Here is a 13,010-nt window from a genome sequence, read left to right on the forward strand (position 1 = left end):
AATTTTGGCTAAAAATACACTTTTCGAGAGGAATATTATTTATTAAAATACTTTAAATTAATAACTGAAGAAATAAACAATATAACAAAACTACTTATCCATAAATAATAGCCTAAGCCTAAATAGGTAATTTTTGAATCTGAGCCAGATTCGCTGGTTAAAATCGAATTTAAATTGGCGAAAATTATAGCAAGAAATATTGACCATAAACTAGTGATAATTCCAAACTTAAAAGATTTACTTATTAAAAAGATAGAAATTATATAAATAGGATTGGCTAACCAAATGATGAATGGAACGAATCCGCCACCCAAAAAGCTCATCCATCCAAGAGCTAATAGAAAAAGAGAATTCGAATAGGCATCAGAGTCTTCTCTATCAATAAAAAATGCTGGTTGAAATAAAGAAATAATAAAAACAATAATACTAAAAATAATCAGTGTAGATTTTATAGTTTTTATTTTTTTCATAAAATTAAATCATAAAGTTAGTAGAATACTCCAAAATATAAATGGAATAAGACTCAAAATAAGCCATAGATATTTCCTTTTTTTAGTCTCAAGAATGTTCCATTGGATTTAAATCAAAACCTCAACTCCTTTGCTTGCTTTATATGCGCCAAATGATGCTGACAATGCCAGCCGTAAATCAAGATATTTTCTTTGAGCGAAATCTTTTGTGATTGTTCTGGATGAATGAATTCTTTATTCAAATCTTCTTCACTCAAAGTTTTCAAAAGATAAACCCATCTTGTGTGCAAAGCTTCCAAAAGATGTAAAGAAACCAAAGGCGAAAGCTGATTGTCCGGCAACTCTGCCCAAAGACCTTCCTCATAAGGTTTGATGGTCGGAACATTTTCCGTCAATGCTAATTTGAATCTCATATAACTGTTGATATGACTGTCGGCGCAATGATGAACCACTTGAGCAATGGTCCAGCCTTCTGGTCTGTATCTCAATCGTAAATTTTGTTCGGTGAGATTTTGGATTTCGGTTTTAACAAGACTCGGAAAGTTTTCGATTTCAGAAATAGCAGAATCGATGATTTCTTTAGTAATCGACTCCGGTTTGATGAATTTTCCGACAGGATATTTTAGTTCGTCTAAGTTCATTATTTTAAATTCTTCATCAGGATTGCTTCCATTTTCTCATAACCTAATTTGTTGGGATGGATTCCGTCCTCAGCAATTTCTTTAGGCAAACCATTTTTCTCATCCTTTAAAACAGAATGGTAGTCCACGTAAGTGATATGATTTCTCTGCGCATAATCTTTTATCATTTTATTCAATGCAATGACTTTATCAGCAGGCTGCATATCTTTTCTCCAAGGGAAATCGTAAGCGGGCAGAACGGAGCAAAGAATCACTTTGATGTTATTAGCTTTTGCCAATTCTGCCATAGAAACAATATTTCCGAACACTTTATCCAAAGAAATCAGACCTTGATTTTCTGCAATATCATTAGTTCCGGCAAGAATAATCACACGTTTAGGTTTCAGTTTGATCACATCTTCCCGGAATCTCAAAAGCATTTGCGAAGTCACTTGTCCGCTGATTCCTCGTCCTACAAAATTATTTTTTGTGAAAAATCCCGGGTCTGTAGCAAACCAACCTTCTGTGATAGAATCGCCCATCAAGACAGAATTTGGAGCAATATTTTGAGAAAGAACTTCTTGGTTTTGTTTCTGGTATCTGCCAAAATTGGCAAAGTCTTGAGCGTATGACATTGTTGAAAATAATAATAAGGCAAATGCTATAGATTTCATATTTCTAAATTTGATTATCAAATATATGAAATGACAATAGAGAAATTTCTTTTTTAACCACAAAAAGTCACAAATGAAATAAGCAAATGAAAGTCAGCAGTATTTTTTATAAACTAAAACTTATGTGTCTTTTGTGGTTTTTGAAATAATAAAATCAATAATTTTACAAAATGGAAAACACTTCGAAAGACCCTTTGCACGGAAAAAGATTGGATGCAATTCTGGAAGAATTACTAGAATATTACAAAGGTTACGGCGAATTGGGAAAACAAATCAACATCAAATGTTTCACCGGCGAAAATCCAAGTGTCAGTTCTTCTCTCAAATTTCTTCGCAAAACACCTTGGGCAAGGGCAAAAGTGGAGAGTTTGTACCTCTACGTTTTGAGACAAAAGAAAAAACAAAATTTATAAAAACACTTCGAGAACCTCAGTGTGACAGAGTTTTTACATTTGTCAGGCTGAGGCTCTCGAAGCCTCTTCATAAAATTAATCCAAAAATTCCCCAGTCACATAAAACCAGCGATTCTGAATCATTTTGAATTGTGACAACTCGTGATGAACCTGAGGATTTCCTTCTTCATCATTATAAAAAGCTTTGAACTCTACTTTATTAATTGAAGGTTTATCGACAATTTCCAGCTTCGTCCATTCATTGATTTCACCCCATTCCTGCAAATCCTTTTTGTTATGGAATTGTCTTTTGTTCGGAGAAGTCGTTTCCCAAAGATAGTCGCCGTTTGGGATAGCAAATGCAGAAAATCTTGAACGCATCAAAGCTTCTGCTGTTGGAGCAAATTTCTCTTTCAGATGATAAGGCTGACAACAATCTTCGTAGGGCTTTCCGGAACAGCAAGGACAATTCATTTTCTAAATTTAATTGATTGATTTAAAAACCCTTTCAGAAATCGAAGATTACACAAGTCAATTTAAAACTCTGAAAGGGTTAAATGCTAATATTCTAAAACTCTCGAACACTAAAACTTATCCAAAAGCTCTTTTCAGTAAGCTCTCAACTTTAGGTTCTCTTCCACGGAAATTTTTGTACAATTCCATTGGATTTTTAGTTCCACCAGAAGAAAGAAGAACTTTATATTTCGCCGAAATATCAGGATTAAAAATTCCATTTTCTTTGAAATACTGGAAAGCATCCGCATCCAAAACCTCAGCCCATTTGTAAGAATAATAACCCGCCGAATAACCGCCTTGGAAAATATGCGAGAAACTTGGACTTGCTGCAGTTTCCGGACTGCTCGGATAAAGATTAGTTGCCGCAGTTTTCTCCACTTCAAACGCTTTCACAGTCTTATTCTCCAACGCTCCAACTTCTGTATGGTAAGCCATATCCAATAACCCAAATCCAAGCTGTCTCAAAGTCTGATAACCTTCCATAAAGGATTTGCTTTGAGATAACTTCTCGATTTTTTCGGTTGGAAGAATTTCTCCGGTTTGATAATGTTTTGCGAAGGTTTTTAAGAATTCTGGTTCATAGCAATAGTTTTCCAGAAATTGGGAAGGCAATTCTACAAAATCCCATTTAACCGAAGTTCCTGAAAGATTCGGGTATTGCGTGTCTGCTAAAACACCATGAAGTGCGTGTCCGAACTCGTGGAACAAGGTGGTTACTTCCTGAAAAGTCAGCAAACTTGGGGTGTCTTTGGTCGGTTTTGTAAAGTTGCAAACGACCGAAATATGCGGACGGGAATTTTCTCCATTTTGTTTGTATTGATTTTTATAACTCGTCATCCAGGCGCCGGCACGTTTCCCTTTTCTCGGGTGATAATCAGCGTAGAGTAGAGCTTTATAATTTCCGTTTTCTGTGATTTCGTAAGTTTTCACATCCTGATGATATTTCTGAACATCGGTAATTTCTTTAAACTCTAATCCGAATAATTTTCCGGCTAATACAAAAACGGCTTCCTGAACTTTTTCCAATTGAAAATAAGGTTTCAGTTCTTCATCATCAATATCAAATTTTTGTTTTCTTAATTTTTCTGCGTAGAAAGTGTGGTCGTAGCTTTGGATGTCATCGATTCCATCAGCTTTTGCCAAAGATTTTAATTCTTCGATTTCTTTTTGAGCGTAAGGTGTTGCTTTTTCAAGAAGTTCATTCAAAAATTCAAAAACTTTTGCCGGCGATTGTGCCATTCTTTCCTCAAGAACAAAATCAGCATAATTTTTATAACCAAGCAATTCTGCTTTTTCCTGACGAAGTTTTACAATTTCTTTAATCAAATTCTGATTGTCAAATTCGCCACCGTCAAAGGATTTTTTTCCGTTTGCTAAAGCTAATTCTTTTCTCAATTCACGATTTTCAGCGTAAGTCATTGCCGGAAGATAGCTTGGGTATTGCAAAGTAATCACATAACCTTCCAAATCTTTTTCCTTTGCATCTTCTTCGTATTGCTGAAGAATCGCTTCCGGAATTCCTTTCAGTTCGTCTTTATCTGTAATGTGTTTAAAGTAAGCGTTGGTTGAAGCTAAAGCATTTTGTCCAAATTGAAGCGACTTGATAGACAAATCCATATTGATTTTCTCCAGTTTCTTTTTATCTTCTTTATTGAGCAATGCACCGCTTCTTACAAAACCTTTGTAAGTTTCGTTGAGTAACATTTCCTGTTCTTCGTTTAAAGTTAAAGCGTTTTTCTGGTCGTAAACGTTTTTGATTCTTTCAAACAGTTTTTCATTTTGAGAGATTTTGGAAGAGAATTCTGTCAAAAGTGGCGAAACTTCCTGAGCGATTTTCTGAATCTCATCATTGGTTTCAGCAGAATTGATATTAAAGAAAATATTGGAAACTCTGTCCAATTGTTCTCCTGAAAAAGCCATTGCTTCAATTGTATTTTCGAAAGTCGGCTCTTCTGAATTATTTGTTATTTCATCAATTTCTTTTTCAGAAGTTTTGACTAATTCCTGGAAAGCTGGCAGATAATGTTCTTCTTTGATTTCCTCGAAAGGCGATGAGGTGTACTTGGTGTTGAATTTTTCTAAAAGTGGATTCATAAAGATGAATTATTAATGATAAATTATAAATGATTTTGTGTGTGTCGTAATTGACAAATTTAGTACCTAAAGTTGAAAGTATGACAAAATTGCGCCCCGACTTGAACGGAGCTCATTTTTTTATTGCAATGTCCGAAATTTCTATTGTCGGACTAACTTTCTTTGCAATAAAAAAATAGCGGGAGTGGAAGGCGGATAAAGGCGCCCCAATAAATATTATCCTAGAAAAAGTTTTTGTGTTCAAATTCTTTTTAGATTTGTTTTAAACTTAAAACTAACTTATTATGAAGAAATTTCTAAAAATTATTAGTGTCATCGTGGCAATAATCATTGTTTATTGCGTGATTGCAATGTTGTTTTTTGACAGTAAATGCCATAACGAACAATCTCTCGTTATCAATGCGCCGAAAGAGAAAGTGTGGCAAAATGTGAATTCTATGAAAGCTTTCAACACTTGGAATCCCTGGATGAAAATGGATCCGAATTTGACAGTAACTTACAAAGGAAAGCCTGGTGAAGTGGGCGATGGCTACCATTGGAAAGGAAATGATGATGTTGGTGAAGGCGAACAGGAGATCACAGCAATTGTCCCAAACGAAAAAGTCGCCACAAAAATGCATTTTATCAAACCAATGGATGATAATGCGACTTCGGATTTGCTTTTGGCTTCTGAAGGTTCCGGAACTAAAGTAACCTGGACAATTGATTATGAAATTGAAACACTTTTCAAACCAATGAAACCGCTAATGACCTGGCAGATGAACAAGTCGTTCTCGGAAGGTCTTGGAAAACTAAAAGCACTTTCTGAAAAATAAAAAACAAAAAACGCCTCGGCTAGCTGAGGCGTTTTCATTTGATTTGAAAATTTATTTTGTCTTATTTGATGATTAACTTAGAAACTGCCAAACCTTCATCAGACTTTAGTTGTACTAAGTAATTTCCTGTTCCGATGCCGTTTACAGAGAATGTTTCGTCTCCTTTAGCGGATTTTAGTCCGAAAGATTTTACCATTTTACCATTAAGGTCATAGATGTTGATTTGCCCGTTTTTAGCTTTGTTGTATCTGATTTTCAATAATCCGTCTGTTGCAGGATTCTGAACGATTTGCAATGATGTTTTATTCGCATCAATCTTCGTTTCGTCCGTTGCCAAAGCGGTTTGATTTCCATAGATCCTAAATTCTCCCGGTTGAAGAACTACTGTTGTAGAGCCATTGGCATTCATAGAAGAATTGTCCATTAGATTGTACCAGTTTCCGGCATAAGGGAAATTAGGTGTTACAGTTTGAGCTGTTGTTGTAAAGTTAGCAACTACCACTACGTTTTTCAAAGAACTTGCAGGCAAGGCATCATTCCAAACATAGATTCTAGGTAAAAGATTTCCTGATTCTACTGTGAAGGTTGTTGTGTCAAAAACCTGGCTTGATAATCGGATTGCTAAGATTTTTGACCAAGTGTCGTAGATTGCTTTTCTGCTGGCGTCTGTATCATAGCCTAAAGTAAAGGCTACAGGTTTTGGAGAAGTTCTGCAATCGTTGCTAATGGTTCCGTTCTCACATCTGTTGATACTGAATTCGTAACCCAACTCTCCAAATTGCCAAAGCATCTTAGGACCGGGAACTGTAAAAAAAACGGCACCAAATGCTTTTTGTCTCTCAAGAGCAGTTGCTAATGTTTTTACACTGCCATTACCGTAAGTAAGATTTTTATACATCAAACGCTCTTCATCATGACTTTCTCCATAAGCGACATTTCTTCTTTCTGAGAATCCATGATTTTCAAAATCGATTCTGTTGAAGTTGCTATTAGAATCGTAACCCATGGTGTTTTGACCAAAAGGTCCTGTTAGGTTGTCCCACATCATTACACCCTTTCCTTCATTAACACGGTAGTTTGCCCATTGTTGCTCTTCTGCATCTGTTCCCAAATGCTCAAAAATAACATATGATGTTGGATCATAAGACCATTGATAATCTGAATATAATTTCAATACATCAACTCTGTCTTGTTGATAAGCGCCGGTACAAGCTTCATCCGAAGGTGTACAGTTTTGAGTGAATCCTTTTGTAAGGTCCCAACGGAATCCGTCAATTTTATATTCTGATATCCATTGCTCAAGAACTCTGTTTACATAATATCTTGTTTCAGCTTTTGAATGGTTGAAATCATAGAATACGCTATAGGCATGCTTAGCAATCTGATTGAAATAAGGGTTATTGGATGCGACATCACCATATCCTCCTGTTGTACTTGTGGACCAAAGTCTTTCTAATGGAGATCTCCCGGTAGCATGATTTAGGGCAACGTCCAGAATTACTGCTATACCATTTTGGTGGCATTTGTCAATGAATTCCTTAAATTTCTCAGGTGTTCCGTAAGCTTTGTCCAAAGCTAAATGGAATCCCGGGTTATATCCCCAGGAATTATTTCCGTCAAATTCCATTACCGGCATTAACTCTATGGCATTAACATTCAATCCTTTGATGTAAGGGATTTTGTTAATCATAGACTGCCAGTTTTGCTCAGCGGTGAAATCTCTTACCAGGGCTTCGTAAACAATAAGATTTTGTTTTGCAGGTTTTTGGAAATTAGTTACAGTCCAGTTATATGCTGGTTTTGCTGTTTGGATCACAGATACATCGTATTGCTGTCCTGCGGGATAAGCAGGTAGTCCCGGATACGTGTTGGCAGAAATCCAAGGATCATCATCAGGAGACAAAACTAATGTTGAATATGGATCGGCAACTTTTACGCCGTCACTTGCTCTGTACTGGAAAGTATAAATCTGCTGTGGTGTCAGTCCTGTAATTTCTAACCAATAAAGATTGGAATTAGTTGCATCTCTTTTCATCAGATAATTGGAAGAAACCTGCCAATTATTAAAACTTCCGATGACATGCACATAACTTTTGAAAGGCGCGTATAAAGCCAATCCAACTTTTGTAGGATCATTAGGATCATAGCTGATACCTTGTCTCATGTATGAAGGTATTGCTGCAGTTTGCACAGTTGGAGTTGGTGATATAGAAAATTTGGATGTCAAAACAGTACCATCCGCAACGCTTGTTGCAGTTAATTCAATTTGATTATCAGTTGTAATATTATACGCAGTAAACATAGATGAAACATTGTTTGCCGTATATATGGTGTTTCCATTAGCCTTCACTACAAAATTTGCAGGTAAAGATGTGCTGTAAGAAATAGGGTAATTGTTTCCGGAAGCAATGAAATTCACAGATCCATTCTTGGGTGTAGTCGTTGCAAATTGGAATTTCCCGACTTCGGAGTAGATGTCCTGAGATTGCCCGTTACCTGTTTTAGTTTTCAAAAGAAAACCGATTCTTCCAAGACCAGTTCTGTTGTAAAATGTTTTTGGAACAAAGGTAATGGTGTAAGTATCATTACCGGAATTATAAGTCAATCTGTTTGCCTCATTGGATGAAGCCCAAGTCCCATTGGTAGGACAATCCTGGCTATTGGCGTCATTAATATCATATGACCAGGACCAGAGATACAAAGCATTGTTTGAAACACCCCACGTAGATTCGTTGATGCTACTTCCATTAAAAGTAATGGTAATCGATTCATCTTCATTAAAAGCAGCAGGACTGATCGAATAGGTCACGGTCTGTTGCTGCGCAAATGTTGAGATTGCAATGAAAAATGCAATCAGATTGTAAAAAATTTTCATAAGTCTATATATAAGTTCATAAATATAGACTTTTTTCAGAATACAACATGTATTTTTGATTTTATGATATTTTTATAATTAATTAATTGATTTACAGGGGTTAAATTATTTATTTTAATAGCTGGTATAATTGTTTTGTTAATTTTATTTTAACTGAAAATTAACGGTATGGTTCTAATTGAGATTGATTCTCTTAACTGATATTTGTGTTATTTTGTAAAATAATATGTAATATATTTTTATAGTTCACATAAATTTCTATAAATTTACGACCAAGTAAAAAATAATAAACATTTTATTTTTCATTAATCATAATTCTGATATGTGATATATTTGATTTTAAATCAATATGTTATTTTGATTAATTAAATGTTTGTTTTAAATTGCAACAAAAATCAATAACTAAATATTATGAAGAGTGCATCCGAATCAGGTTACCATCTAGACGGAGTTGATAAAGAGATTATTTATATGTTAATGGATAATGCTAAAACTTCTCTTGCACATATCTCCAAACATGTTGGGATTTCTACCACGGCAGTTCATCAAAGAATCAAAAAATTAGAACAGGCAGGTGTTATAGAAAACTCTATTTCGTTCCTTAATCCAAGAAAAATAGGCTATAAAGTCGTTTCTTATATCGGCGTTTTCTTGGAGCAGCCAAGCCATTATCAAGATGCAATCAAAAATCTGAACTTGGTAAATGAAGTTGTAGAAGCCCATTACACCACGGGGAATTACACCATATTTTTAAAAGTGCTTTGTAAAGACAATGACCATCTGATGCAGATTCTTAACAAGATCCAGAAGCTGAAAGGTGTTACCAGAACAGAAACCTTTATCTCTCTGGAACAAAGCATCAACAGGCAGCTGAAAGTGTAACTCAGGAAATTAAAAATATACAATAACACATTCTACGGGATGTGTTTTTTGTTTTTGGAATAGTTCAAAAATAATTTTAATAGATATAAAACATTTGTAGATAATTATTAAATTTACCACTCTCTCAGTTTCGTATTGAGATTTAATTTAAAATCAATTTCTATGACAAAAGTTCTGGAAAAAAACGGAATCCAAAATAGATCTTCCCATACTTTGGAAAGAAACGAGGGTATCCCTTATAATGAGAAGTATTTTGATGAAATCAACATCAATAGAAGTGCAATTGACCGACGTGTAAACTCACTTCCGGGAAGAAGAAGCGTTAAAAAAGAATATCAGGCGGCCTGGCTTTTAAAAGCGATCACCATGATAGATTTGACAACACTAGCCGGAGATGACACGCGTGGTAATGTTCTTCGTCTTTGTGAAAAGGCAAGAAATCCCGTTCGTCACGATATACTGGAAAAGCTTGGAATGGCAAATACTAATTTGACGACAGGAGCAGTTTGTGTTTATCACAATTTGATTTCTTACGCAAAAGAAGCTCTGGAAGGCAGCGATATTCCTATTGCTGCGGTTTCTACAGGTTTTCCTGCAGGTAAGAATTCAATCGAAGAAAAAATTGCCGAAATCAAAAGATCCGTTGCTGCCGGAGCTACGGAAATCGATATTGTGATTTCCAGAGACCTGGTTTTGGAAAGCAAATGGAAGGAACTGTACGATGAAGTGAAACTTTGCAGGCAGGCTTGCGGTGATGCACATATGAAAACCATACTGGCAACCGGAGAAATCCCGACATATACCAAAGTGGCTAAAGCAAGCTGGGTGGCGATGATGGCCGGTTCCGACTTCATCAAAACTTCTACAGGCAAAGAATCTGTGAATGCAACATTGGCTGTGAGCCTGGTCATGATCCGTTGTATCAGGGATTATTATCAATTGACAGGTGTTAAAGTGGGGTATAAACCGGCTGGTGGTATTCAGAAAGCAAAACAGGCTTTAGATTATCTCATTCTAATAAAAGAAGAATTGGGCGACGAATGGCTGAATCCGGAACTCTTCCGTTTCGGAGCAAGTTCATTGCTTGGAGATATTGAAAGGCAGTTAGAACATTATGTTACCGGAAGTTATTCTGCAGGATTTAGACATCCGATGGCCTAATCACAATCAATATTCAAAATTTTGGGTTCAGGATTTTGAAATCAATCATCAACTATCATTCATCAATCATATAACAGATGGAAATAAAAGAAATATTCGACACCATGGTTTACGGTCCCGCTCCGGAAAGTGCAGCTCCGGCTGTTGATTATCTGGAATCTCACAACAGAACTTTCGATTTATTCATTAACGGAGAATGGACAAAGCCAAGTTCCAAACAATATATGGAGTCTCACAATCCTGCCAACAAAGAGCTGCTTGCAAAATTTGCAGAAGCTGATGAAAAGGATGTGGACAAAGCGGTAAAAGCGGCAAAAGAAGCTTTACCAAAATGGGCTGCTCTTAGCGGTTTCGAACGTGCAAAATATCTGTACGCAATCGCGAGACAAATCCAGAAACATTCCAGATTGTTTGCAGTTTTGGAAACTTTAGATAATGGAAAACCAATCCGCGAAACAAGAGATATTGATATCCCAATCGTCGTAAGACATTTTTATCACCACGCAGGTTGGGCGAAACTGAGGGATACCGAACTGAGGGATTACAAAGAAGTTGGTGTTATCGGGCAAATCATTCCTTGGAATTTTCCATTGATGATGCTCGCCTGGAAAGTAGCTCCAGCTTTGGCAATGGGAAATACAGTTGTTCTGAAACCGGCTGAATATACTTCTTTAACGGCATTGCTATTTGCGGAAATCTGTGAGAAAGTCGGACTTCCGAAGGGTGTTTTCAATATCGTTACAGGAAAAGGAACAGTTGCAGGAACAGCTTTGGTCAATCATAAAGATGTCAACAAGGTGGCATTTACAGGTTCTACGAATGTTGGGAAAATCATCAGAAGAGAAATTGCCGGAAGCGGTAAAAAAATCTCTCTGGAATTAGGAGGGAAATCACCGTTCATCGTTTTTGAAGATGCGGACATCGATTCTGCGATCGAAGGCATTGTGGATGCGATTTGGTTTAATCAAGGTCAGGTTTGTTGCGCCGGTTCAAGATTATTGGTTCAAGAAAGCATTGCTGAAAAATTCTATGCAAAACTAAAAGACAGGATGTCAAACCTTCGTGTCGGAAATCCAATGGACAAAGCAATTGATATGGGTGCCATTGTGGATGAAGCACAATTCAAAACCATTGATAAACTGGTGAAACTCGGTATCAGTGAAGGCTGTGAAATCTATCAGGCAAAAAATGCAGTTCCTAAAAACGGATTCTTCTATCCGCCAACTTTATTTACCGATGTTTCCACTTCAGCAACAATTGCCCAGGAAGAGATTTTCGGGCCTGTTCTTGTAGCAATGACTTTCCGTTCTCATAACGAAGCTGTAGCTTTGGCGAACAATTCGAGATATGGTTTAGCAGCAAGTGTATGGACGGAAAATATCAATCTGGCATTGGATGTGGCTCCGAAGATCAAAGCTGGTATGGTCTGGATTAATTGTACCAATCAAATGGATGCTTCTGCCGGATTTGGCGGTTATCGCGAGTCGGGATTTGGAAGAGAAGGCGGAAAAGAAGGCTTATACGAATATGTTAAGCTGAAGATCGAAGATGAATTTTCTTCCAAACCAATTGTGCCAAAAGCAGTAAAAACAAAATCGGAGAAAAAATTAAAATCTATTCTGGAAGATATTGACAGAACTTCCAAATTATATATCGGCGGAAAACAAGCCCGTCCTGACGGCGGTTACAGTTTAAATGTCACAAACGCTTTTGGCGAATATATCGGCGAAGTTTCCGAAGGAAACAGAAAAGATATCCGGAATGCGGTAGAAGCGGCTCATGCAGAAAAATCATGGGCAGGAATGACAGGCCATGCAAGAGCGCAGGTTTTATATTATATTGCTGAAAATCTGGCCATCCGTTCGGAAGAATTTGCGGAGAGAATTATGGAAATGACCAATCAATCTCTGGAATCTGCTGAGGAAGAAGTGGAAAAATCGATTGAAAGAATTTATACTTACGCGGCTTTTGCAGATAAATATGATGGGCAGGCGCATTCAACCGTTCAGAGAATGGTGACGCTGGCAATGCCGGAAGCCGTAGGTGTGATGGGAATTGTTTGCCCGGACGAAAATCCTTTGCTTGGATTCATTTCAACGGTAATTCCTGCAATTGCAATGGGAAATAATGTAGTTGTGATTCCTTCTGAAAAACATCCTTTCTCGGCAACGGATTTTTATCAGATTCTGGAAACATCCGATGTTCCTGGCGGAACAGTAAATATCGTTACCGGCCACAAAGATGAGTTGGCAAAAGAAATGGCGAAGCATTATAATATCGACGGAATCTGGTATTTCGGAACGAAAGAAGGCTGCAAAGACATCGAGTTTTTGGCTGCAGACAGTATGAAACGCACCTGGCTAAATTTCGGAAAATATAGAAATTGGTTGGATAACGCTCAGGGCGAAGGTGAAGAATTCTTGCGTCACGCTACAGAAATTAAAAATATCTGGATTCCTTACGGCGCCTAAGAAGAATTTAAATTTTAATATATAAAACAACCTCCCGAGA

At 36.8% G+C, this 13,010-nt stretch carries 11 protein-coding genes; 5 read left to right on the forward strand and 6 right to left on the reverse strand.

Going from position 1 to position 13,010, the window contains the following annotated elements:
* Window positions 1-35 precede the first annotated feature (35 nt).
* From QOL71_RS15170 to QOL71_RS15180, 3 genes are all read right to left on the reverse strand, one after another.
* Window positions 36-470: a hypothetical protein gene (locus QOL71_RS15170; protein ID WP_283417739.1), complete on the reverse strand. Its 435-nt coding sequence runs from the start codon at window positions 468-470 to the stop codon at window positions 36-38.
* Window positions 471-583: 113 nt separating this feature from the next.
* The gene (locus QOL71_RS15175) at window positions 584-1,111 is read right to left on the reverse strand and encodes a YfiT family bacillithiol transferase (RefSeq protein WP_283417740.1); all 528 of its coding nucleotides are present in this window, start codon (window positions 1,109-1,111) and stop codon (window positions 584-586) included.
* Window positions 1,111-1,764, reverse strand: a complete 654-nt coding sequence (locus QOL71_RS15180) for an SGNH/GDSL hydrolase family protein (RefSeq protein WP_283417741.1) — start codon at window positions 1,762-1,764, stop codon at window positions 1,111-1,113. Before QOL71_RS15180 ends, QOL71_RS15175 begins: the two co-directional genes overlap by 1 nt.
* Before the next feature lie 170 nt (window positions 1,765-1,934).
* Between QOL71_RS15180 and QOL71_RS15185 the strand changes: the two genes are divergently transcribed.
* Window positions 1,935-2,177: a VF530 family protein gene (locus tag QOL71_RS15185; RefSeq protein ID WP_283417742.1), complete on the forward strand. Its 243-nt coding sequence runs from the start codon at window positions 1,935-1,937 to the stop codon at window positions 2,175-2,177.
* Window positions 2,178-2,252: 75 nt separating this feature from the next.
* Here QOL71_RS15185 and QOL71_RS15190 read toward each other — a convergent pair whose 3' ends face one another.
* Together QOL71_RS15190 and QOL71_RS15195 are read right to left on the reverse strand one after the other, a co-directional pair.
* Window positions 2,253-2,630: a YchJ family protein gene (locus tag QOL71_RS15190; protein ID WP_283417743.1), complete on the reverse strand. Its 378-nt coding sequence runs from the start codon at window positions 2,628-2,630 to the stop codon at window positions 2,253-2,255.
* A 117-nt stretch (window positions 2,631-2,747) separates the two neighbouring features.
* On the reverse strand, window positions 2,748-4,766 hold the full coding sequence (locus tag QOL71_RS15195; RefSeq protein ID WP_283417744.1) for a M3 family metallopeptidase: 2,019 nt from the start codon (window positions 4,764-4,766) through the stop codon (window positions 2,748-2,750).
* A gap of 284 nt (window positions 4,767-5,050) precedes the next feature.
* On the opposite strand from QOL71_RS15195, the gene QOL71_RS15200 reads away from it, so the two are divergent.
* Complete coding sequence (locus tag QOL71_RS15200) at window positions 5,051-5,581, forward strand: SRPBCC family protein (RefSeq protein WP_283417745.1); 531 nt, start codon at window positions 5,051-5,053, stop codon at window positions 5,579-5,581.
* A gap of 61 nt (window positions 5,582-5,642) precedes the next feature.
* Here the strand turns inward: QOL71_RS15200 and QOL71_RS15205 are convergent, their stop codons facing one another.
* A complete protein-coding gene (locus tag QOL71_RS15205; RefSeq protein ID WP_283417746.1) occupies window positions 5,643-8,456 on the reverse strand; it encodes an alpha-amylase family glycosyl hydrolase in 2,814 nt (937 codons plus the stop codon).
* Between the two features lie 411 nt (window positions 8,457-8,867).
* On the opposite strand from QOL71_RS15205, the gene QOL71_RS15210 reads away from it, so the two are divergent.
* The 3 genes from QOL71_RS15210 to QOL71_RS15220 all read left to right on the forward strand — a co-directional run bounded on the left by QOL71_RS15210 (window position 8,868) and on the right by QOL71_RS15220 (window position 12,970).
* Window positions 8,868-9,338, forward strand: coding sequence for an Lrp/AsnC ligand binding domain-containing protein (locus QOL71_RS15210; protein ID WP_283417747.1), 471 nt, complete (start codon window positions 8,868-8,870; stop codon window positions 9,336-9,338).
* A gap of 162 nt (window positions 9,339-9,500) precedes the next feature.
* Complete coding sequence (deoC, locus tag QOL71_RS15215; protein ID WP_283417748.1) at window positions 9,501-10,499, forward strand: deoxyribose-phosphate aldolase; 999 nt, start codon at window positions 9,501-9,503, stop codon at window positions 10,497-10,499.
* A 77-nt stretch (window positions 10,500-10,576) separates the two neighbouring features.
* A complete protein-coding gene (locus QOL71_RS15220) occupies window positions 10,577-12,970 on the forward strand; it encodes an aldehyde dehydrogenase family protein (protein ID WP_283417749.1) in 2,394 nt (797 codons plus the stop codon).
* The last annotated feature ends 40 nt before the right edge of the window (window positions 12,971-13,010 follow it).

Source organism: Epilithonimonas pallida, from assembly GCF_900182975.1.
Taxonomy (GTDB): domain Bacteria; phylum Bacteroidota; class Bacteroidia; order Flavobacteriales; family Weeksellaceae; genus Epilithonimonas; species Epilithonimonas pallida.